This is a genomic window from Stappia sp., from assembly GCF_040110915.1.
GTDB lineage: Bacteria > Pseudomonadota > Alphaproteobacteria > Rhizobiales > Stappiaceae > Stappia.
Window position 1 is genome coordinate 2,045,300 of record NZ_CP157793.1, and the last position, 21,218, is coordinate 2,066,517.

The following is a 21,218-nucleotide window of genomic DNA, read 5'->3' on the forward strand; positions in this document are numbered from 1 at the left end:
CGGTGTTTTCCAAGATCCTGATCGCGAATCGCGGCGAGATCGCGCTGCGCGTCCTGCGCGCCTGCAAGGAGCTCGGCATCCAGACGGTGGCGGTTCACTCCACCGCCGATGCCGATGCGATGCACGTGCGCCTCGCCGACGAAAGCGTGTGCGTGGGCCCTCCGGCCGCCCGCGACAGCTATCTCAACATCCCCCAGTTGCTCGCCGCCTGCGAGATCACCGGCGCGGACGCGGTGCATCCCGGCTACGGCTTCCTGTCGGAGAACGCCCGTTTCGCGGACATTCTCGACGAGCACAAGATCGGCTTCATCGGCCCGACCGCCGAGCACATCCGCATCATGGGCGACAAGATCGCGGCGAAACAGACCGCCCGCGATCTCGGCATTCCCGTGGTGCCCGGCTCCGACGGCGCGGTGACGCCGGACGACGACGCCCATGCCATTGCCCGCGAGATCGGCTATCCGGTTCTGGTCAAGGCGGCCTCCGGCGGCGGCGGGCGTGGCATGAAGGTCGCCCGCAGCGCGGACGAGCTCGATACCGCACTCTCCACCGCCCGCTCCGAGGCCAAGGCCGCCTTCGGCGACGATGCGCTCTACATGGAAAAGTATCTCGCCAAGCCGCGGCACATCGAGATCCAGGTGCTCGGCGACGGCCAGGGCAACGCCATCCATCTGGGCGAACGCGACTGCTCCCTGCAGCGCCGGCACCAGAAGGTGTGGGAGGAAGCCCCTTCCCCCGCGCTCAATGCCGGGAGCCGCAAGGAGATCGGCGAGATCGTCGCCAACGCCATGCGCAAGCTGAAGTATCGCGGCGTCGGCACGGTGGAGTTCCTCTATGAGGATGGCCGATTCTATTTCATCGAGATGAACACCCGGCTGCAGGTGGAGCATCCGGTGACAGAGATGATCACCGGCATCGATCTGGTCAACGAACAGATCCGCATCGCCTCCGGCGCGGCTCTGCAGATCACGCAGGACGACGTGACCTTCGAGGGTCACGCCATCGAGTGCCGCATCAACGCGGAAAATCCGCGGACCTTCGCCCCCTCGCCGGGTCGCATCACCTATTACCACCCGCCGGGCGGTCTCGGGGTGCGCGTCGATTCGGCGGTGTATCAGGGCTATCGGATCCCGCCGCACTATGACAGTCTGATCGGCAAGCTGATCGTTCACGGGCGCAACCGCGTCGAATGCATGATGCGCCTGCGTCGCTGCCTCGACGAGTTCGTGGTCGACGGGATCGACAGCACCATTCCCCTGTTCCGCGATCTCGTGGACAATCAGGACATCGCCAACGGGATGTACGATATCCACTGGCTGGAGAAATATCTGGCGACCCAGTCGGACGACTAGGGGGCGCATCGACGCCCCTCATCGTTCGACCGTCGCCGTGCCGGGAGGCCGCAATGGCCGCGACCACGTCCGACCCGCTCGTCATTACCCCGCAGGTGTTGCTCAAGGCCTACGCCTGCGGGATCTTTCCCATGGCGGAGTCGGCGGACGATCCGAACCTGTTCTGGATCGAGCCCGAGCATCGCGGCATCCTTCCGCTGGCCGACGTCCATGTTCCCAAACGCCTGCGGCGGACGATTCGCCAGGATGTCTTCGAGGTGCGCGTCGACTGCGATTTCCAGGGCGTCATCGACGCTTGCGCGGAACCGCAGCCGGGCCGGCAGAAGACCTGGATCAACAGCGAAATCCGCCGTCTCTACGGGGCGCTCTTCGACATGGGCTTCTGCCACACCGTCGAGGCATGGCGCGACGGACAGCTGGTCGGCGGCCTTTACGGCGTGTCGCTCGGGGCGGCCTTCTTCGGCGAGAGCATGTTCTCGCGCGAGCGCGATGCCTCGAAGGTCGCGCTCGTGCACCTGGCGGCGCGGCTGATCGCCGGCACCTACTCCCTGCTCGACACGCAATTCGTGACCGGCCACCTGGCGCAGTTCGGCACCTGCGAAGTGCCCAAGGCGCGCTACAACCGCATGCTCGAGGCGGCCCTGCAACGCCACGCCGAGTTTCACGCCCTGCCGGAAACGGCCTCGGGCGAGACGGTCCTGTCGGTCCTCGACGCGGTGGACGCGCGCGGCGCGTGACGCCCGAGGACCAGTGGCGACCCTTCAGACCGCCCTCACTCAGCCCGCCCCTCAGCCCATATCGAGCAACGCCGCGATCTCGTCGGCGAGCGCCTGCGCCTCCGCAGCCCCCTTGCCGCGCGGATCGCTCTCCAGAACGGTGCGCCCCTCGCCCATCGACGCGGCGAAGGCGGTGCGGTTGCCAAGCCGCGCTTGGGCCGTGCGGAAGTCGCTTTCGGCGATCGCCTTGAGCATGTCGCCGGTCAGCGCGGCGCGCGGCGGCACGCGGTTGAGCACGACGAGCGACGGCGTCCCCTCGCGCCGGGCGATCTCCACCGTCTGCCCGGTGGCCCAGATGTCGACGGGCGTCGGCTGAACCGGGATCACCACCAGCGCCGCCGCCTCGATGGCCGGGCGCACGTCGGAATCGGTCTTGGGCGGCGTGTCGACGATCACCGCGCCATGGTCGCGCGCCAGCGCGCGCGCCTCGCGCCGGGCGCCCCAGCCGCTGGAGGTGCGAAAGGTCAGCCCCGTCCCGCCCTCGCCAAGCAGTTCCTCCCGGGTTTCGAACCAGGTGCCGAGAGAGCCTTGCGGATCCACATCGACCAGCGCCACGGGGAAGTCCCCGGCGCGCGCGAGCGCGACCGCCAGATGGGCCGCGAGCGTGGTCTTGCCGGAGCCGCCCTTTTGCTGGGCTACGGAGACGATTCGACCGCTCATGTCATGTTCCTTCCCGATGTCACCGGAATTTTTGCACCGCACCAAGTCAATGACAATGCCCCTTTCGCAAGGCTTGTCGCCCGCAGCGCGACAAGACGCCGGGCCGGTGTCCGGTTCTGGACCGGGGACGCGAACTTGCCTACAAGGAGATGCGGTCCACCCGCCGGTCGAGGTCGTCGCGTCGACACGCTCCCACGGCCCTTCCGCGGGCGCGCCCCGACCGACGCGAAGCACCGACGCGGGATCCGGGCCCGCGCCCGCCTCATCCGATCAAGGGAGTTTCTTCGTGGTCCGCTACGCGTTTTCGCCCGCCCCCACGCCGAGCGTCGCCATCGACGGCAGCGAGGAGCGTTTCCCCATCCGCCGCGTGTTCTGCGTCGGGCGCAACTATGCCGCCCACGCCCGGGAGATGGGCAAGGATCCGGACCGCGAGCCGCCCTTCTTCTTCACCAAGCCGGCGGATGCTGTGTGCGACGCGGGCGGCGCAGTGCCTTATCCGCCGCTGACCGACGATCTGCATTTCGAGATGGAACTCGTCGTTGCCATCGGAACCGGCGGCCATGACATCTCCGTCGCGCACGCGCTGGAGCATGTCTGGGGCTATTCGGCCGGCATCGACCTGACCCGCCGCGATCTCCAGGCCGAGGCCAAGGAGATGGGCCGCCCCTGGGACTGGGCCAAGGGCTTCGACTTCTCCGCTCCGGTCGCGCCGCTGGTGCCGGTCGCGCGCACCGGCCACCCGGCCTCCGGCCGCATTCATCTCGCGGTGAACGGCGAGACCCGTCAGGACGCCGATCTCGCCGACCAGATCTGGCCGGTGCCGGATATCATTTCCATCTGCAGCCGCTCGGTCCGGCTTGCCCCGGGCGACCTGATCTTCACCGGCACGCCGGCCGGCGTCGGCGCGGTGCTGCCGGGCGACCGGCTGGAGGGCGGCATCGCGGGCGTGACCGGGATTTCCGTCACACTCGCGCCGCGCGCGTGACCGGGAGCCTGCCCGCTTGACCCGCCCCGCGACGAGATCCGCCGGCGAGGGGGCCGCGTCCCCTCGCCGTCCCCCCGTGGGACCGGCTACGGTGCTGCGCTCGCTCACCTTTCTCGCGATTCCTCTGGCGACGCTCGTCGTCTTCGCGCCCCTTTGCGTGCTTCTGGTCCTGCCGCGCCGATTCTGTCTGGCGGTGGTGCGGACCGTGATCCGGGGATGGCTCTGGGCGCTGAAGGTCCTGTGCGGCCTCACCTACGAGGTGCGCGGCCGCGATCATCTCGACGCCGCCGGTCCCTGCCTCGTCGCCGCGAAGCATCAGTCGGCCTTCGAAACCCTGGCGTTGCAGGTCATTCTGGACGACCCGGCGATCGTCCTGAAACGCGAGCTGACCTACATTCCCGTCGCCGGCTGGGCCATGTGGCGGCTGAAGCACATCGCCATCGACCGCGGCGCGGGCGCGCCGGCGCTGATGAGCCTGATCCGCACAGCCAAGGCCCGTCTGAGGGAGGGCCGGTCCGTGGTGATCTTCCCGGAGGGCACGCGGCGGGCCCCGGGCGCCCCGCCGGACTACAAGCCGGGCGTCGTGGCGCTGTACCGCGCGCTGAATGTTCCCTGCATTCCGGTCGCGCTCAATTCCGGGGTGTTCTGGCCGCGCCGCAGCCTCTGGCGCCATTCCGGCACCATCGTCATCGACATTCTGCCCCCGATTGCCCCGGGACTGCGTCCCGACGCCTTTTCGGACCGCCTGCAAGAGGCCATCGAACACCGCTCGCAGGCGCTCGCCGAGCCGCAGCGCACTGGACCGGCGCATCCGTGAAGCCAATTGGCCGGCCCTGGCCGCTGGACGTTGGAGGGGCGAGACTGGTAAAAGCGACGAGTACATATCCGCGCCCGGACGGGGCCAGCCGCGGGTGTCTTGCAAAGGACCCACCCTCCCGTTTTCCGTCATGACGTCCGGTCGTGACGGTCCCGACCGCGCGACGGATGACCCGATACCACTCGCTGGCGCAACGCAGCCGGGAGGCCCCGTGCGGATTCGCGGCCGATTTCACGAAATTGGCTCTGGAACCTCGTCCCGCGACCTCTTATGACAGCGGCATGAAAACACGATCTCAGGAACTGGGACACGAGATGGAAAACATGGCCGAAGGGATCGATCCGGCAACGCTCGAGCGCCTGCTGGATCTCGTCGCCAAGGAAGGCATGGTGGAGCGCGAGACGCTGAAGCCGGATGCCACCTTCGAGGATCTGGGCATCCAGTCTGCGGACATGGTTGTGATCCTGATGGCGATCGAGGAGGAATTCGGTGTCTACATCCCCGTCGACGGCGATCTGGCCGACGCCGAGACGGTGGGCGATTTCCTGAAGGTTCTCGCGGCGCGCATGAAGGAAGACGCTGCGTGAGTACCCAGACACGTCGCGTCGTCGTGACAGGAATGGGGGCCGTGACGGCCGCCGGACAGACCGCCGAAACACTCTGGGATGCCGCGCGCAGCGGCCGAACGGGCGTTTCCGAATTCCATCTGGAACGCTATCCGCGCCAGCGCATCACCAAGGCGGCCCATATTCCCGACTTCGATCCGGCCGATCACCTGAGCGCGCAGGAGATCAAGACGACGGACCGCTTCGCCCAATTCGCGCTGGTCGCGGCCAAACAGGCCCTGGAACAGGCCGGGATGGACACCGACGCGCCGCTCGGCGCGCGCACCGGCGCCATCATCGGCTCCGGCATCGGCGGCTCCTGGACGAATGACGACGGGCACTACGGCTTCTACGTGACCAAGACCCGCCCCGACCTGATGACCATCGCCAAGGTGATGCCGAACGCCGCCGCCTCGCAGGTCAGCATGCGCTTCGGTGTGCGCGGGCCGTCGCTGGCCGTCTCCAGCGCCTGCGCGTCCGGCACACAGGCCATCGGCTACGGCCTGCAGCTCATCCGCTCCGGCATGATCGACCGCTGTCTGGTCGGCGGCAGCGAGGCCCTGCTCACGCCCGCGACCTTCCGGGCCTGGGAGATCCTGCGCGTGATGGCGCCGGAGGCCTGCCGTCCGTTTTCCGACAAGCGCAACGGCATGGTGCTCGGCGAAGGCGCGGCGGTGCTGATGATCGAGGATCTCGAGCACGCGCTGGCGCGCGGCGCCACGCCGATCGCCGAGATCGCCGGCTACGGCACGACCAGCGACGCCGGCGACCTGCTGCGCCCGACCGTGGACGGACCGGAAGCCTCGATGCGCAACGCCATCGAGGATGCCGGTCTTTCGCCGACGGACATCGGCTACGTCAACGCCCACGGCACGGGCACGATCCTCAACGACATCTCCGAGACCCAGGCCCTGCGCAACGTCTTCGGCGACCGGCTCGACGAGTTGCCCGTGTCCTCGACCAAGCCGATCCACGGCCACGCCCTCGGCGCGGCGGGCGCCATCGAACTCGTCATCACGATCCGGGCGCTCACCGAGCAGGTCGCGCCGCCGACGATCAACTGGGTCGCCCCCGATCCCAAGTGCCGGCTCGATCCGGTGGCGAACGAGGCCCGCCCCGCTCCCATCACGGCCGCGCTCAGCAATTCCTTCGCCTTCGGCGGCATCAATGCGACGCTCGCCGTGCGCACCCTGAGCTGACGCAGACGCCATGATCGCACCGGACGCGCCCGGCTGGACGCCGCTTTGCGTGGAAACGCTGGAGACCGGGCCGGCCGCCGTCGACGCCTTCGCCGCGGCCCTCGCCGGTTCCGCGCGCCCGGATCCGGTTTCCCCGCGCGTGCCGGCGACCTTCGCCTTCACCGTGCTGGCGCGGCCCGCGGTCGTCGATCATCTGGAACGCCTGGCGCGGGAGCGCGACGCGGTGCTGGTGCATCAGGCCCAGTCCTTCGCCTTCGCCGAGGATCTTGAGCGCCGGTGCCGCTATACGGTCGTCATCGACTGGCAGCAAAGCCCGAAGCGGGCGGACCGGCTGACGCTGCGCGGGCGCGTCCATCGCGAGACGGCCGACCCCGCGGCCGAGGCTGCGCTGCAGGAGTTCCAGGCGGAAATCGTGCTGTTCGAGAACCGTCGAGAACCGACGGCGACGGAGGCCGGCGATGCGTGAACCGCAGCCCGACGTCGGCACGCTTCTTCCCGCCGCCCCTTTCGAGCCGCTCGACGCGGCGCAGGTGACGGCCTATGCCGAGGCATCCGGCGACCGCAACCCGATCCACCTCGATGACGCGCGCGCCCGCGCCGCCGGACTGCCGGGGCGGATTGTGCACGGCATGCTGATCATGGGTCAGTTCGAGGCGGCCCTGCGCGCCTGGCGCCCCGAGGCGCGCATCCTCACCCTGCAGACGCGCTTCCTGAAACCGCTGGCGGTCGGAACGGCTGTTGCCGTGCGCGGACGCATCGCCAAGGTCGAGGCGGACCGCATCATCGTGCGGCTCAGCGTGCAGGACGGCGACGGCGCCACCTATTGCATCGGCGACGCGACCGTCGCGGCCTGAAGTTCGCGCTCCCGATCATGCCATACCGCGACGGGGCACCGCCCAAGCGGTGCCCCCCGCGCTTCGATCAGCCGTTGTTCATGCGCTGATGTTCATGCGCTTCGGCGCGCCGGAGGCCATGTCGGTGCCGACATAGGGCAGTCCCCCCTGCTTCCAGGCCGCCATGCCGCCTTCCATGTGGGCGATCTTGCCGAAGCCGGCCTCGAGGCAGGCGATCGCCGCCTTTTCCGAGCGCACCCCCGATCCGCAATGGAGCACGATCCGGCGGTCGGTCTCCTTCGGCAGATGCGTCGCGTCGAAGAAGGCGATGGGGCTGAGGACCGCACCTTCGATGTGATCGATCATGAACTCCTGCGGGCTGCGCACGTCGATCAGCAGGATTTCGCGCTTGGCAAGCGCATCGGCCACTTCCGCGGCCGTCCAGGTCTCGAGCGTGCGCCCGTTGATATCTTCGCTCTTCATCCCGAAACTCCCGATTGGATGGTGGAGGCGGCGCGCCCGGCAAGGCCCTTCCCGGACGCCTCCGCTGGTGCTGACGCCCATCGATACAGCTTCGGCATGGCGTTTCAAGGGCCTGCGCAAAGAAGAAAAGACCGGGAAATCCTAGGCCTGCGCCATGATCCGTCCGTAGCGCGACGACAATGCCGGCAAACCGGCGCGCCGCGCCATGTGCCAGGCCAGCGCCTGCGTGCTGGTGAGCACCGGCTTGCCGCAGCGGGCCTCGATCTCCGCGACAATGTCGCGGGTGCGCAGGTTGGTGCAGGAGAGAACAACCGCCTGGACCCGAGAATCCTGCGCGAGCGCGCAGGCCGCCGACATTAGGGAGGGAGCATCGATGCGGGCGACCTTCGCCTCCTCCGCGACGTTGAACGAGCCGAAGACCGGCGTCTCGATCCCGCTGTCGGCCAGCACCGCCCGCAATCCGTCCGAGACCTCCGCCACATAGGGCGACAGCAGGGCGAGACGGCGCACCTTAAGCGCCGCGCAGGCAGCCACCAGCGCGCGCACCGGGTCGGTCACCGCGCGGGTCTCGGCGACGGCGCCGATAAGTTCCGCCACGCGCGCCGATCCGATGACCGAGGCGCCCGATGTGCAGGCATAGCCGATGCAATCGAACCGCGCGCCCTCGGGAAACACGCCGGCCGCTGCCGGCAGGGCGCCGGCCATCGCCGACAGCGTGTCACGGGTCACCTCCCGCCCGCTCGGCACGCGGGACACATGCACCGCCGCACGCCCCTCGACGAGCGCGGGAAACTCACCCTCGATGGTCTCGTCCGCCTGCAGGATGATCAGCCCCAGCCGGGGCCGGTCCGGCGGGTCGAGACGATAGGCGAAACCGGTCATCCGGCCGCCCCCAGCACGACGATCCCGGGCGCCGCCGGCGTCGACAGGAACTCCGCGCCCGTTTCGCGGATGACGATGTTCTCCTCATGCACGAGGATCCGCCCCCGGGACACCTCGATCCCCGGCTCCAGGGTCAGCACCATGCCCGGTTCCAGCCGGGTGGTGTCGCCGGGCACCAGCGACGGCCCTTCGGTGAGCTGCGTGCCGAGCCCGTGGCCCAGCCGCCCGGTGTCGCTGCCGCCCGCCCCGCCGGTGACGATGGCATCCATCGCATGAAAGAGATCGCAAGCCCGTGCGCCGGGCCGGGCCAGCGTCATGGCGGCGTCGACCGCCTCGATCAGCCGGCGATGGGCGTCCCGCGTGGCCGGTGTCGCATGGCCGATGGCGAAGTTGCGGTCGAAATCGCAGAAGTGGCCGTCGTGCACCAGCCCGGTGTCGAGCATCAGCACGTCGCCGTGCGCAAGCGGCCGGTCGTCGGCCGGCGAGATCACATCGGCATAACCGCCCGCGTCGCAGGGGCAGGCGAGATAGGGCACCCAGTCCGCCCCCTCCTCCAGACAGAGCGCCTGAAACCGGCGCGCCACGGTGGACAGCGGCACGCCCGGGCCGGCGATCTCCGGCACGTGCGCAAACGCCCGGTCCGCGATGGCGCAGGCGTGGTGGATTTTCGCTATTTCTCGGTCGGATTTCACCCGCCGCAGGGCCTGCACCAGCCCGGCATCGGAGCGCAGCCGCATCGGCGCGATGCGCTCGGCAAGGCGCGCATAGTCGCCGAGCGGCATGCGCAGATGGGTTTCCGGGCCCATCGGCGTGCCGACGATCCCCGCCGGCCCGGCCACCTCGCGCAGGGCCTCGCCGAGCAGCGACACGCCGTCATCCTCCGCGTCCGGCGCACGCCACGAGCGCACGTCGTGCAGCCAGGTGCGCCCCATCAGGGGGGCGCCGATGGAGGGAATCACGGCAATCGGCAGGCCGACCGCCGGCACCACGATGAACCACGGCCGCGTCGGGCTCTCCCAGAAGCGGGTGAGAAAGCCCGTGAAATAGCGCACATCCGCCTCGGTGGTGACGAGCAGCGCGTCGAGACCGGCCTCGACCATGGCACTTTGCGCGCGCCGCAGCCGGGCGCGATACTCTTCGTCGGGAAACCCGCGCTCGGGCGCGTTCATGGGCCCGCCTCCTCGCTCACGATGGCCAGAACCCGGCTCTCCGCGCCGAGGCCGAGCGCCGCGCGCGCCTCGGCGTCGGCGGCGAGAAGCGCCGCCAGCCCAGCGCCCCCGGAGGGCGTCGTCGCCAGGCCGGCCGCCGCCAGCGTGGCGAGATGCGCCTCCACCTCCGCGTCCTCCAGCGTCACGAAGGCATCGGCGTCGCGCGCAAGCCCCTTGAGCGCGATCAGCGACGGCGCCTTGCAGTCGAGCCGGCCCATGGACGACACCGGTCCCGGGGTCTCCACTGGCCGTCCGGCGGCGATGGAGGCCTGAAGCGCCGGCGCGGCCGCGGGTTCGACGACGACGATCCGCACCCGCTCGCCCCAGACGGCGCGCGCCAGCGCGGCCGCCGCCCCGGCGAGCCCGCCGACCCCGGCCTGCAGCAGCAGATGCGTCGGCGGCGCCGGCATTTGCCGGATCGCCTCGTCCATCAGAGCCAGATAGCCCTCCATCAGCCGCCACGGCCGCGTCGTGTAACCGGGCCAGGAACTGTCGGAGAGAAGCCGCCAGCCGTTGTCCTCCGCCGCCCGTTCGGCGGCCGCCATGCTGGCTTCGTAGTCGGCGCCGGAGCGCACCACCTCCGCGCCCTTCTCCCGCAGGCGGTCGGCAAAGGCCTCCGGCACCGTGTCAGCCAAATGAACGACGGCGCGGGCACCGAAGACCCCCGCCCCGGCGGCGACCGACAGCCCGTGATTGCCCGCGCTCGCCGTCACATAGGTCACGTCGCCGAGCGCCGTTTTAAGATCCTCGGCACCCGTCGCCACCGCGTCGCAGGCGATGACATAGGCCGCCCCCAGCGCCTTGAAGCTGCCGAGCCCCATGCGGCCGCGCTCGTCCTTGACGTGCAGGGCGGCGACGCCCGCAGCGCGGGCCAGTTCGTCGGTGGCCAGAAGCGGCGTTTCCGCCGCCGCCGGGCATCGTGCAAGCAGGGCCGCCACCGCCGCGACATCCGTGCTCGGGTCGGGAATGGCCTCGAGACCGGCCAGGGCCGGCACGTCGCCGTGACGTGCGTTTGAAACGATATGCACAAGGCCCCCTCGGTTTGCTCAAGCTCGATGAGGACGCAGGCAAGGCGCCCTGTCAATTCCGCAGCGTCACAAAGGTCGCATGCGGACCGTCCCGGGTCGAGAGATCGATGGAGAAGCGTGGGACCGCCGCCACAGGAACGGCAAGGCGGCGCCCGCATTGCCCTGCCCGGGAGAAGCCGTCATTCTGGATGCACGCGGTCGCCGTCCCCGGCCGCCCGCCCCGCCACCCGGACGCGCACCGCCGAGGCGCGACGAAGAGGCCCGCCATGACCCGCACGCAGACCCTGCTGGCCGCCTCGCTCTCCCTCGTCTTCGCCGTCGGGCTGTGGAGCGTGATCGACCCGGCGGGCGTGACGGCGATCTCCGCGCGCATCGTCGACGCCTATTTCCTGAGCCGCGGCTGGTTCGTCATGCTGACGGTGAGCGGCCTGCTCCTGCTGTGCCTGGGGCTTGCCGTGTCGCGGATCGGCGACATCCGGCTCGGGGCCGACGACGACCGCCCGGAGTTCTCCACCGTCTCGTGGATCACCATGCTGTTCGCCGCCGGCATGGGCGTCGGGCTGCTGTTCTGGGCCGTGGCCGAACCGCTCACGCACTTCGCCTTCATCCGCGAGGGCATGCCCGACCCGCTCGCCGCCGAGCAGGCGCTCACCACGACGCTCTTCAACTGGGGCATCCACGCCTGGGCGATCTATGGCGCGACGGCGCTGGTGATCGCCTATTTCAGCTTTCGTCGCGGCACGCCGATGCTGGTCAGCGCGCCGGTCGAGCATCTGTTTCCCGGCGAGACCTGGGCCCGGATCGTCGGCTGGCTGAGCGATTTCATGGCCATCGCGGCGATCGCCATCGGTGTCGGGGGCTCCATCGCCATGGGCGTCTTCCAGGTGGCCGCCGGCGTCGACGTGCTGCTCGGCGGCGACGGCGCGGGCGCCTGGCTGATCGCGCTGGTCTTCGCGCTGATGGTCGGGTGCTACATCCCACCGCTGCTGGTCGACCTCGGCAGCGGCATGTCGCGGCTGTCCAATCTGGCCATGGCCATCGCCGTCGCGCTTGTGGTCTTCACCGTGGTGCTGGGGCCGACGCAATATCTGCTCAATTCGGTCCTCGGCGGCTTCGGAAACTACGTGACGCAGGCAATCCCGCGCGGCTTCCAGACCTTCACCTTTTTCGACGACGCGGTGGCCCGCTGGTTCAGCGACTGGACACTGACCTACATGGTCTGGTGGATCGCCTGGGGGCCCTTCGTCGGCGTCTTCGTGGCGCGCATCTCGCGCGGGCGCACAATCCGGGAGTTCGTGCTCGGCGTGCTCATCGGGCCGACGCTGTTTTCGGTGCTGTGGTTCGGCGCCTTCGGCGGCATCGGCCTGTTCGACACGCTCAACAACGGCGGCGGGCTGATCGAATTGACCAGGACCGACGTCGACCGCGTGACCTTCGGCCTGCTGGAGCGCCTGCCGTTCACCACGCTGACGACGCTGGCGACCATCGCCGCCGCCTTCCTCTTCATCGTCACCAGCGTGGTCAGCGCCGCCTTCGTGCTCGGCACCTTCTCCAGCAACGGCGATCCCGACCCGGCGCCGCGCCTGCGCCTCGTGTGGGGCGTGCTGCTCGGCCTGCTCGGCGCCGGCATGATCCTGTCGGGCTCCATCGACGCGGTGAAGACGCTGATCGCGCTCGGCGCCCTGCCCTTCGTCTTCATTCTCGTGCTGCTCGTGGTGTGCTTCCTGCGCGCCCTCGGCCAGGAAGGATCGCGCCATGCTGATCGGTGACCTGCTCGACACGCTGCTCAACCTCGGCACCTTCGCCTTCATCGGTGCGATGATCTGGATCGCGACCCGCAAGCTGCCCACAGCGGAGGAGAAGACGTCGGACCGCGACGCCTCCGACCGAAACAAGACGTAGCACCGCTCCCCGGCGTCAGGATCCCCCGTCGACCGTGACCTCGCCGGCCGTCACCTCGGCGGACAGCGGCGTGTCGCCGACGGCGATCTGCCGGTGATCGTTGGTCGTCAGCGTGACCTTGACGCGGGCCCCTTCGGGCAGCGCATCGAAATGCATCCAGGGCGCATAGAGCCGCGCGACCTTCTCGCCATCCACATAGACATGGGCGTGCCCCTCGCCGGGCACATGCGGCCCGCTCGCGCGCTCGGGCGCGAAGCGAAAACCCGCCGTCTCGACATGCAGGTTCCAGCCGGCCGACGCACCGCGGGCGAGCGACACATCAAGCGTCGGCGCCCCCGGTCCCGGCGGCACCGAAAACACCTCGTCGTGGCTGTGGGCAGCGGCGACCGCGCCCTGAGAGGTGCAGATGTCGAACAGGGAATCGTCCGCCCGCGCGACCGGCTGCGACAACAGGGCGGTCGCATCGGCGCGCGGCTGGGCAAAGGCGGCGGCGGACCGCGCGTGCCCGTGAGCCACGTGTCCCGCACCAGCGTGCCCGCCCGGACCGTGTTCGTGGCCATCGAGGGTGATGCCATTGCCGGCGGCGGCGACGAAGCCGATGCCGCCGCCGAACAGGAGACCGATGCCGAGAAGGGCAAGTCCACGGTCCATCTCACAGTCTTTCCATCTCGGATCGCGCCCCGCGCCGATCCGGTTGCGTCACCCCGGGAGCGCTGCGGCGGTCGACCGTTCCGGGCGCGGGGAAGATCCCGGCGCCCGGAGGTGTCCCGTGTCCCGTGTTCCGCGTCAGGACCCGGCTTGGGCGGTCTGGGCCGCGCCGGCGCGGGCGCCCTCGCGCTGCCAGAAGTATCCGGCGAAACAGCCGAGGAGCACCCAGGCGGCAAGGCCGATCCCGAAGGCGCGGGCGGCGAACAGTGCCCCGATCTCCGTCGGCACGGGTCCGGTGAAGACGTCAGGTTCCGGCGCGCCGATGACATGCGGGGCGAGCAGCAGCACGGCGGCCGCGCCCCAGGCCACGAAGCCGCGCCCGAAGGCGATCAGCCATATGGCCAGTCCGGCGGTCGCAACGGTGGCGAACCACCAGATCTGCCGGTCGAAGACATCGGCCGCCGCCACGCCCGGCACTTCCGGCGCGAGCGAAAAGCCCGGCGCGAAATGCACCGCGACGAAACCGGCGATGCCCCAAAGAATGCCGCTGCGCGCGGTGATCCGCGTGCCCCGGCTTTCGGCATGGGCCATCAGCGCCACGAGGATCAGCGCGTAGCCGGTGTAGGTGAGCATGGTGAAGAGCACGCTCAGCCCGTCGCGCAGCGGGTCGAAGGCGAGAACGTCCTGATGGGCACTGACGGGGGTGCCCCCGAAATGCACGAGGGCGCCCGATTCATAGAGTTCCGCGTGCAGCAGAACAGGTTGCACGAAAGCGAGCTGCAGCAGGGCGGCGATCAGCCCGGCCGCAGCGCCAGCGAACACGGCGCTGGCAACGATGCGGGAAAACATGGCGCGGCGGCGTCAGTGACAGGGGAAGCCGGTCGCGTGGCGCACGTCATGCGCCGCGTCGTGCAGCGCGCTTGCCTGGACGTGGCCCGTCACGGTGACGATCGCCAGCCCGAACAGGGCGGCCAGAACGATCCCGGCAAGGCCGGAGCGGCTCGCCGAAGCGGTCGAAACATGTGCAGTCATGATGCCTCCTTGCCGTCACACCCGACGGCCGGTTGTCGTGATCGCCTGGCAGGTCTCCTGGCTCGCGGGTCACGGCTTCCGCACCACCTTCCCCGGACGCCCGGCGGCGCATCGCGCCACGGACGGATCCGAGTGGTTTAACGGGCGGTCGCTCTCCGCATACAGTCGCGGGGGCGGCTTCGGCATCGGGCCCCCGACATGGGTCGGCCCTGTCCGAATTCCCTATTGAGTTCGGCGCGCTCAGGCGCGCTTGCGAACACCAAGCCCGATCAGCCTACACGCTTTTCGGGCGCTGACAAGCGCCGGCACCACCCGCGCGCGCCTCAGTCGGGCGCGGCGGCCGGCGCGGGCTGGCAGGCGGGGCAGACAAAGGCGCGGCGCGCGTCGAGCTCGATCCGGGCGATCGCGCCGCCGCAGGCCGGGCACACGTCCTTGTTGAAGATATTGACGCGCTCGCGGTAGCGCCCCTTGCCCGGCGGGGCGTCGTCGATCGTGACGATGGCATTGCGCCGCACCCCGATCTCCAGCAGATGCACCGCGTCGGCCCAGATCCGCTCGAGCGCCGCGCGCGGCAGGTCCCGCCCCGGCGTATCCGGATGAATGCCCTGCCGCCAGAGGATTTCGGTGCGGTAGATGTTGCCGATACCGGCCATCACCGATTGGTTCATGATGAGCCGACCGATCCCGGTCCGGCTGCGGGCGATGCGCGAGAACGCCCGCTCGGGGTCGGCATCGGCCCGCAACACGTCCGGGCCGATGCGCGCGACCACGGCCGAAAGCCCGTCGGGATCGAGCACCTCGCAGATCGTCGGACCGTTGATGTCCACCAGATGCGTGTCGCCGACGAGGCGCACCCGCACCGCCCCGACGGGGTCGGGCGCCGGCAGCCGACGCTTGCGAATGCGCCCGAAGAGGCCGAGATGCACATGCAGGACGTCACCACCCTCGAAGCGGTAGATCAGATGCTTGCCGAAGGCCTCGACGCCCGTGCAACGGCGCTCGTCGAGCCGGGCCGCGCCCTCGGAAAAGCGCCCCTGCGGCGAGGACACGGCCAGCACGGAGCCGGCGAACAGGCGATGGTGATCGCGCGCGGCGCGATGGATCGTATGCCCCTCGGGCATGGCACCTCCGGAATGAGACGAAGCGCCGGCGGGATGACGCGACAGGTCGGGCGGGAGCGCGGGATACCGCGCCCTTCTCTACGACGCGCCCCGGCGATTCGGATCAGCACCGGCCGCGCGCGCCCTGGATGCCCGGTCCGCCTCAGGCGTCGCGCCGCCCGGCTTCGGCCGCCGCCACATGCCGTTTGACCGCGACGAAGCTGTCCGGCGTCACCGACAGGGAGTCGATGCCGCAGCCCACGAGAAAGCGGGCGAACTCCGGGTGATCGCTCGGCGCCTGGCCGCACAGCCCCACCTTCGCGCCGCTTGCCTGCGCCGCGCGGATGACGTTGGCGATCATCCATTCGACCGCCTCGTTGCGCTCGTCGAAGAGATGCGACAGCAGTTCGGAATCCCGGTCGACGCCCAGCGTCAGCTGCGTCAGGTCGTTGGAGCCGATGGAAAACCCGTCGAACCGCTCGGCGAAGGCATCGGCCAGCACAACATTGGCCGGGATCTCGCACATGACATAGACCTTCAGCCCGTCCTCGCCGCGCCGCAGCCCGTTCTCGGCCATCACGGCGAGCACCTTGTCGGCCTCCTCGGGCGAGCGGCAGAAGGGGATCATGACGATGGCATTGGCGAAGCCCATCCGCTCGCGCAGCCGCCGGATCGCGCGGCATTCGAGCGCGAAGCCGTCGCGATAGGCCGGCGAATAGTAGCGCGACGCGCCGCGAAACCCGATCATCGGGTTTTCCTCCCGCGGCTCGAAATCGGCCCCGCCGAGCAGATTGGCGTATTCGTTGGTCTTGAAATCGCTCATGCGGATGATGACCGGACGCGGATGCACGGCGGCCGCGATGCGCCCCAGATCGCGCGCGAGACGGTCGACGAAATACTCGGTCTTCTCAGCGTAACCGGCGGTCAACGCCTCGATTTCGGCCCGCGTGTCCGCATCGGTGACGCGCTCGAAATGGGCGAGCGCCATCGGGTGCACGCGGATGTGGTTGGCGATCACGAACTCCATGCGCGCGAGCCCGACGCCATCCGCCGGCATCCGCCACCAGCGAAAGGCGGCGGACGGATTGGCGAGGTTGAGCATCACCTTCGTGTCGGTGCGCGGGATGTCGTCGAGACCGATCTCCTCGACCGCGATCTCCGCCACCCCGTCGAAGACGACGCCCTCGTCGCCCTGCGCGCACGACAGCGTCACCTCCTGCTGCGAATGCAGCAACCGGGTCGCCGCGCCCGTGCCGACGATGGCCGGCAGACCGAGCTCGCGGCTGACGATGGCCGCATGCGAGGTGCGTCCGCCGTGATCGGTGACGATGCCGGCGGCGCGCTTCATCACCGGCACCCAGTCCGGATCCGTGGTGCCGGTGACGAGAATGCTGCCGTCGACGAAGCGGTCGATGTCGGCCACGTCCTCGATCAGGCAGACGGGCGCGGCGACGGCGGCGTCGCCGATGGCGAGCCCGCGCGTCAGTTCCGGACCGGGGGTCTCCACGCGGTAGCTGCGAAACAGCGTGGCATCGCGGCGCGACTGCACGGTCTCGGGCCGAGCCTGGACGATGAAAAGCTCGCCGCTCACCCCGTCGCGCGCCCATTCCATGTCCATCGGGCAGCCGTAATGCGCCTCGATCTCGACCGCCCAGCGCCCCAGCCGGAGAATGTCGGCCTCCTCCAGCACGAAGGCCGCGCGCTCCGCCTTCGATGTGGGCACGATGCGCGTCGGCGCGGCCGTCGCATCGCCGCGCGCGCCGGCATAGATCATCTTCTCCCGCTTGGCGCCGAGGCGCTTGCCGACGATCGGCACCAGATCCGGATCGGCCAGAAGCGGCTTGAAGACGATGTATTCGTCCGGGTCGACGCTGCCCTGCACGACCGTCTCGCCGAGCCCCCAGGCGGCGTTGATGACCGCCACCTTGTCGAAACCGGTTTCCGTGTCGATGGAGAACATCACCCCAGACCCGCCCCTGTCGGAGCGCACCATCGCCTGCACGCCGACGGACAGGGCCACTTTCGCATGCTCGAAGCCCCTGGCCTCGCGGTAGCTGATGGCGCGGTCGGTGAAGAGCGAGGCGAAACAGCGCCGGCAGGCGTCGAGCAACGCCTGCTCGCCCTCGATGTTCAGATAGGTTTCCTGCTGCCCGGCGAAGCTCGCGTCCGGCAGGTCCTCGGCGGTGGCGCTGGAGCGCACCGCGACATCCGCCGCCGGGCGGCCGATGCGGCGCGACAGCTCCCCATAGGCGAGCGTGATCGCCTCCGCGATGTCACCCGGCCAGACGCCGGCCAGAAACGCCGCGCGAATGCGCGCGCCCGTCTCGGCGAGCGTCGCGGCGCCGCGCTTGAAGTCGAGCAAGGCGGAGGCGATGTCCCGGTCGAGCCCGTTTTCGGACACGAACCGCCAGTAGGCCTCAGCCGTCGTGGCGAAGCCGGGCGGAACGGCGATGCCGCGCGGGGCAAGCGCCGTGACCATTTCGCCGAGCGAGGCGTTCTTGCCGCCGATGCGCGCGACATCGCCGCGCCCGACCTCCTCGAACCACAGGATCGTCTCCCGCGCCTGCGCCTCACGCTTCGTTTCGTCCGTCACCACGCCCCTCCCCGGGTCTTTCGGATCGAAGGCGGCCCGGCGCCGCCCCCGTTTGGCTGCGATCCCCTCAGTCCAGGATCGCCACATTGGTCGCATAGGCGCCCTTTTCGCCGAAGGCCTCGCGGAAGCGCACCTTCGTGTCGACCGCGATGGCGTTCCAGTCGCCGGCGGTCAGATTGTCGCGCTCGAAATAGACCTCGCGCCCGTCGTCGGCCGCCAGAAACCCGTAGCCCTCGCCCGGAAACAGCCGGTCGACGCGCGCATGCAGGATCGGCGCGTGATGCTTGACCTCGACCTTGCCCATCTTGCGGGCCTGCTCCTTGAGCTGGCGCCGCGCGGCATCGAAGGCCTTGTGGACCGCGAGGTTGATGTCGTGCACCGCCTCGCTGCGCCCCAGGCTGCGCTCCACGCGGATGTCCGGCCCCGGAACGCGGATCGTCACGCGAATGACATACTCCTGGCCCGTCACATGCGCCTTCTGCGGCGCGCTGACGACCACGTCGCAGCTGACGATGCGCGGATGGTATTTTTCGAGTTCTTCGATCCGCTCCAGGATATGCGCGCGGATCTCCGGGGCCGGATCGAGATGGCGAAAGGTGATGATCGGTTCGGATTGCATGGCTGCGGTGTCCATCGGGTTGCGGGGGCTTGTGCGATCCGTCGTCTGCCGGGCGGTTCTTTCATCGGAGCCTCGAGACCGCGAAAGCCTCCAAGGGTCGCGCCGGGCCCCCCGGCACGCATTGACCCGCATCAATCGGGGATGGGCGGGCGCCGGCCACACACGCGGTTTTCGCCACCGCCCGCGGGGTGTACGATCGGGGTCGGGAGGTTCGGCCGCCCGCTCGTCTCGCCGCTCCTCCCTCGATACCCAAACCCAGGACCATCGCCGTGTTGACCGGAAAGCGCTTTCACATCTTCACGCTGCTCGGCTTTCGCGTGAACCTCGATCTCAGCTGGTTCCTGATCGCGATCCTGATCAGCTGGAGCCTCGCCACGGGCTATTTTCCGGCCGTGATCGAGGGCCTCGCGCCGGGCATGGCCTGGACGCTCGGCATCGCCGGGGCGCTGGGGCTGTTCGCCTCGATCATCCTCCACGAATTTTCCCATGCCATGGTCGCCCGCCAGTTCGGCATGCCGATCTCCGACATCACGCTGTTCATCTTCGGCGGCGTGGCGGAACTGAAGGACGAGCCGACGAACGCGCGCGCCGAGTTTCTGGTCGCCGTCGCCGGACCGCTCGCAAGCTACGTGCTGGCCGGCGCGTTCTATCTCGCCGCGCTCGCCCTGTCGGGCGCGGCGGAGCCGTCGCCGCTTGTCGTGCTCCTGTCCTATCTCGCGCTGCTCAACCTGGTGCTCGCCACCTTCAACCTGCTTCCCGCCTTCCCGCTCGACGGGGGACGGATGCTGCGCGCCGCCGTGTGGGGCTGGACCGGCAACCTGATGCGCGCCACCCGGACCGCCGCCACCATGGGCCGCCTGCTCGGCGGCCTGCTGCTGGCGCTCGGCCTCGTCAGCGTGATCGGCGGCAATTTCGTCGGCGGCATGTGGCAGGCCCTGATCGGCTTCTTCATCATCAGCGCCGCCCGCGCCTCGGAATCCCAGATGGCGGCCCGGATCGGCTTCGAAGGGCTGACGGCGGGCCAGTTGATGGCCCGTCCGGCGATCTCCGTTCCGGCGGAGATTTCCCTCGCCGAGCTGGTCGACGACTATTTCTACCGCCACTTCCACAAGGCCTATCCGGTCTTGCGCGCAGGCAAGGTGATCGGCTGCGTGCATGTGCGCGACGCCAGCGCCTATCCGCGCGCCGACTGGGCCGGACGGACGGTCGCCGACATCCTGCCCGAGGCCGGCCGCGCCGCCGTGATCGCCTCCGACACGCCGGTCTGGGAGGCGCTGAAGACCATGAACGCGCTTCAGGTGAGCCGCCTCGCGGTGGCCGACGACGGCGTACTCGCCGGTATCCTGACCATGCGCGATCTGATGACCTATCTGTCGCTGCGCGAGACCTTCGGACCGGGGCATAGCGCCGGGCCCGGGCACGGACGGGCGCCCGCGCCGACCTCGGCATGAGCGCATCGGCGTCCCGACCTCGAACCGACGTGGCACAGGGAGACGGCGCGCGATTGATCGGTCGCCGGCGCTTTCTCGCCCTCACGCTGGCCGGCGGAGCGTCGTGCCTCGCGCCGCCGGGATACGCGGCGACTGCGGTGCCCCCCGCGTCCCCGGCCGGGACCGGCAAAGAGGGTCTGGCGCTGGCGCTCGGCGGCGGCGCGGCCAAGGCCTTCGCCCACATCCCCGTTCTGGAGGTGCTGGATGAACTCGGCGTGCGGCCGGTGCAGCTGGCCGGCACCTCCATGGGCTCGATCCTGGCGAGCCTCTTTGCCGCCGGCATGTCCGGCCGGGACATCCGCGCCTATGCCATCGACCTCTTCGTCGAACGCCGGGCACTGTTGCAGAAACTGTTTCTCGACACCGGCCGCCCCCTGTCCTCGCTGCTGGACTTGACGCGACCCGCGATCATCGACCCGGTGGTGCTGTTTCAGGCGGTGCTGCCGGCGGATCTGCCCGCCACCTTCGAGGCGCTGTCGATCCCGGTGAAGATCGTGGCGACCGATTTCCACGCCCAGGACGACGTGGTTCTGGACAGCGGTCCGCTGCTGCCGGCGATTGCCGCGTCCTCCGCGCTGCCCGTTCTGCTCACGCCGGTGCGCCTCGACGGGCGGGTCCTGATCGACGGCGGCTTCACCAACCCCACGCCCTTCGACGTGCTCGACGCGGAGCGCCACGCGACCGTGGCGGTCGACGTGACCGGCATCGACGTGCCGAGCGCCGGTGAGCTGCCCGGCGCGCTCGAGACCTGGATGGGCTCCTTCTCCATCGTCCTGCATGCGCTGGTGACGGAGAAGCTGAAGTCCAGCCGGCCCGATCTGCTGATCTCGCCGCCCGTGGGCACGTTCCAGACCATGGACTTCTTCCGGCTGGAGGAGCTGCTCGCGACCGTGGACCGCACCCGCGACGACATGAAACGCCGGATCGCGGCGCTGCTCGACGCCGGCTGAGGCCACACGACGCCGCCGGATCCCCCCGTGGTGACGACGCCGGCCATTGGCCGAAG

23 protein-coding genes and 1 riboswitch are annotated in these 21,218 nt (G+C 69.7%); of the genes, 12 read left to right on the plus strand and 11 right to left on the minus strand.

What is annotated here, in order from left to right; genetic code table 11:
* Nucleotides 1-2: 2 nt before the first annotated feature.
* Both accC and aat read left to right on the plus strand, forming a co-directional pair.
* Nucleotides 3-1,352, plus strand: a complete 1,350-nt coding sequence (accC, locus tag ABL312_RS08960) for an acetyl-CoA carboxylase biotin carboxylase subunit (RefSeq protein ID WP_349361034.1) — start codon at nucleotides 3-5, stop codon at nucleotides 1,350-1,352.
* Between the two features lie 53 nt (nucleotides 1,353-1,405).
* Complete coding sequence (aat, locus tag ABL312_RS08965) at nucleotides 1,406-2,089, plus strand: leucyl/phenylalanyl-tRNA--protein transferase (RefSeq protein WP_349361035.1); 684 nt, start codon at nucleotides 1,406-1,408, stop codon at nucleotides 2,087-2,089.
* A gap of 51 nt (nucleotides 2,090-2,140) precedes the next feature.
* Here aat and parA read toward each other — a convergent pair whose 3' ends face one another.
* Nucleotides 2,141-2,788 carry a ParA family partition ATPase gene (parA, locus tag ABL312_RS08970; RefSeq protein WP_349361037.1) on the minus strand — a complete coding sequence of 216 codons (648 nt, stop codon included), beginning with the start codon at nucleotides 2,786-2,788 and terminating at the stop codon, nucleotides 2,141-2,143.
* Between the two features lie 286 nt (nucleotides 2,789-3,074).
* Here parA and ABL312_RS08975 point away from each other — a divergent pair, with 286 nt between their 5' ends.
* The 6 genes from ABL312_RS08975 to ABL312_RS09000 all read left to right on the plus strand — a co-directional run bounded on the left by ABL312_RS08975 (nucleotide 3,075) and on the right by ABL312_RS09000 (nucleotide 7,248).
* Entirely contained in the window at nucleotides 3,075-3,773 is a 699-nt protein-coding gene (locus ABL312_RS08975; protein ID WP_349361038.1) for a fumarylacetoacetate hydrolase family protein, read from the plus strand.
* Between the two features lie 91 nt (nucleotides 3,774-3,864).
* The gene (locus ABL312_RS08980; RefSeq protein ID WP_349361039.1) at nucleotides 3,865-4,590 is read left to right on the plus strand and encodes a lysophospholipid acyltransferase family protein; all 726 of its coding nucleotides are present in this window, start codon (nucleotides 3,865-3,867) and stop codon (nucleotides 4,588-4,590) included.
* Between the two features lie 281 nt (nucleotides 4,591-4,871).
* Entirely contained in the window at nucleotides 4,872-5,177 is a 306-nt protein-coding gene (locus ABL312_RS08985) for a phosphopantetheine-binding protein (RefSeq protein ID WP_349361040.1), read from the plus strand.
* Nucleotides 5,174-6,394 (plus strand): beta-ketoacyl-[acyl-carrier-protein] synthase family protein, encoded by a 1,221-nt coding sequence (locus tag ABL312_RS08990; RefSeq protein WP_349361041.1) that lies wholly within the window; start codon nucleotides 5,174-5,176, stop codon nucleotides 6,392-6,394. The genes ABL312_RS08985 and ABL312_RS08990 overlap by 4 nt, the downstream gene beginning before the upstream one ends.
* Nucleotides 6,395-6,404: 10 nt before the next feature.
* Nucleotides 6,405-6,860 carry a hypothetical protein gene (locus ABL312_RS08995; protein WP_349361042.1) on the plus strand — a complete coding sequence of 152 codons (456 nt, stop codon included), beginning with the start codon at nucleotides 6,405-6,407 and terminating at the stop codon, nucleotides 6,858-6,860.
* Nucleotides 6,853-7,248 (plus strand): MaoC/PaaZ C-terminal domain-containing protein, encoded by a 396-nt coding sequence (locus tag ABL312_RS09000; protein WP_349361043.1) that lies wholly within the window; start codon nucleotides 6,853-6,855, stop codon nucleotides 7,246-7,248. The genes ABL312_RS08995 and ABL312_RS09000 overlap by 8 nt, the downstream gene beginning before the upstream one ends.
* Nucleotides 7,249-7,326: 78 nt before the next feature.
* Here the strand turns inward: ABL312_RS09000 and ABL312_RS09005 are convergent, their stop codons facing one another.
* The 4 genes from ABL312_RS09005 to ABL312_RS09020 form a co-directional block, all read right to left on the minus strand.
* Entirely contained in the window at nucleotides 7,327-7,710 is a 384-nt protein-coding gene (locus tag ABL312_RS09005; RefSeq protein WP_349361044.1) for a rhodanese-like domain-containing protein, read from the minus strand.
* Between the two features lie 141 nt (nucleotides 7,711-7,851).
* Nucleotides 7,852-8,592 carry an aspartate/glutamate racemase family protein gene (locus ABL312_RS09010; RefSeq protein ID WP_349361045.1) on the minus strand — a complete coding sequence of 247 codons (741 nt, stop codon included), beginning with the start codon at nucleotides 8,590-8,592 and terminating at the stop codon, nucleotides 7,852-7,854.
* Nucleotides 8,589-9,761, minus strand: a complete 1,173-nt coding sequence (locus ABL312_RS09015) for a Xaa-Pro peptidase family protein (RefSeq protein WP_349361046.1) — start codon at nucleotides 9,759-9,761, stop codon at nucleotides 8,589-8,591. Before ABL312_RS09015 ends, ABL312_RS09010 begins: the two co-directional genes overlap by 4 nt.
* Nucleotides 9,758-10,828 carry a pyridoxal-phosphate dependent enzyme gene (locus tag ABL312_RS09020; RefSeq protein WP_349361047.1) on the minus strand — a complete coding sequence of 357 codons (1,071 nt, stop codon included), beginning with the start codon at nucleotides 10,826-10,828 and terminating at the stop codon, nucleotides 9,758-9,760. Before ABL312_RS09020 ends, ABL312_RS09015 begins: the two co-directional genes overlap by 4 nt.
* Nucleotides 10,829-11,094: 266 nt before the next feature.
* Here ABL312_RS09020 and ABL312_RS09025 point away from each other — a divergent pair, with 266 nt between their 5' ends.
* The gene (locus ABL312_RS09025) at nucleotides 11,095-12,597 is read left to right on the plus strand and encodes a BCCT family transporter (protein ID WP_349361048.1); all 1,503 of its coding nucleotides are present in this window, start codon (nucleotides 11,095-11,097) and stop codon (nucleotides 12,595-12,597) included.
* Nucleotides 12,584-12,730, plus strand: coding sequence for a hypothetical protein (locus tag ABL312_RS09030; RefSeq protein WP_349361049.1), 147 nt, complete (start codon nucleotides 12,584-12,586; stop codon nucleotides 12,728-12,730). Before ABL312_RS09025 ends, ABL312_RS09030 begins: the two co-directional genes overlap by 14 nt.
* 15 nt (nucleotides 12,731-12,745) lie before the next feature.
* Here ABL312_RS09030 and ABL312_RS09035 read toward each other — a convergent pair whose 3' ends face one another.
* The 6 genes from ABL312_RS09035 to ABL312_RS09060 form a co-directional block, all read right to left on the minus strand.
* Nucleotides 12,746-13,381 carry a hypothetical protein gene (locus ABL312_RS09035; protein ID WP_349361050.1) on the minus strand — a complete coding sequence of 212 codons (636 nt, stop codon included), beginning with the start codon at nucleotides 13,379-13,381 and terminating at the stop codon, nucleotides 12,746-12,748.
* Nucleotides 13,382-13,516: 135 nt separating this feature from the next.
* The gene (locus ABL312_RS09040) at nucleotides 13,517-14,227 is read right to left on the minus strand and encodes a CbtA family protein (protein ID WP_349361051.1); all 711 of its coding nucleotides are present in this window, start codon (nucleotides 14,225-14,227) and stop codon (nucleotides 13,517-13,519) included.
* Between the two features lie 12 nt (nucleotides 14,228-14,239).
* Entirely contained in the window at nucleotides 14,240-14,410 is a 171-nt protein-coding gene (locus ABL312_RS09045; RefSeq protein WP_349361052.1) for a CbtB domain-containing protein, read from the minus strand.
* 29 nt (nucleotides 14,411-14,439) lie between these two features.
* A riboswitch (cobalamin riboswitch) is annotated at nucleotides 14,440-14,689 on the minus strand.
* A 44-nt stretch (nucleotides 14,690-14,733) separates the two neighbouring features.
* Nucleotides 14,734-15,531: a DNA-formamidopyrimidine glycosylase family protein gene (locus ABL312_RS09050; RefSeq protein ID WP_349361053.1), complete on the minus strand. Its 798-nt coding sequence runs from the start codon at nucleotides 15,529-15,531 to the stop codon at nucleotides 14,734-14,736.
* A gap of 142 nt (nucleotides 15,532-15,673) precedes the next feature.
* Complete coding sequence (gene ppsA, locus ABL312_RS09055; RefSeq protein ID WP_349361054.1) at nucleotides 15,674-18,103, minus strand: phosphoenolpyruvate synthase; 2,430 nt, start codon at nucleotides 18,101-18,103, stop codon at nucleotides 15,674-15,676.
* A gap of 67 nt (nucleotides 18,104-18,170) precedes the next feature.
* A complete protein-coding gene (locus tag ABL312_RS09060; protein WP_349361055.1) occupies nucleotides 18,171-18,722 on the minus strand; it encodes an HPF/RaiA family ribosome-associated protein in 552 nt (183 codons plus the stop codon).
* Nucleotides 18,723-18,991: 269 nt separating this feature from the next.
* On the opposite strand from ABL312_RS09060, the gene ABL312_RS09065 reads away from it, so the two are divergent.
* Nucleotides 18,992-20,173 carry a site-2 protease family protein gene (locus tag ABL312_RS09065; RefSeq protein WP_349361056.1) on the plus strand — a complete coding sequence of 394 codons (1,182 nt, stop codon included), beginning with the start codon at nucleotides 18,992-18,994 and terminating at the stop codon, nucleotides 20,171-20,173.
* 137 nt (nucleotides 20,174-20,310) lie between these two features.
* Nucleotides 20,311-21,162, plus strand: coding sequence for a patatin-like phospholipase family protein (locus tag ABL312_RS09070; RefSeq protein WP_349361057.1), 852 nt, complete (start codon nucleotides 20,311-20,313; stop codon nucleotides 21,160-21,162).
* The last annotated feature ends 56 nt before the right edge of the window (nucleotides 21,163-21,218 follow it).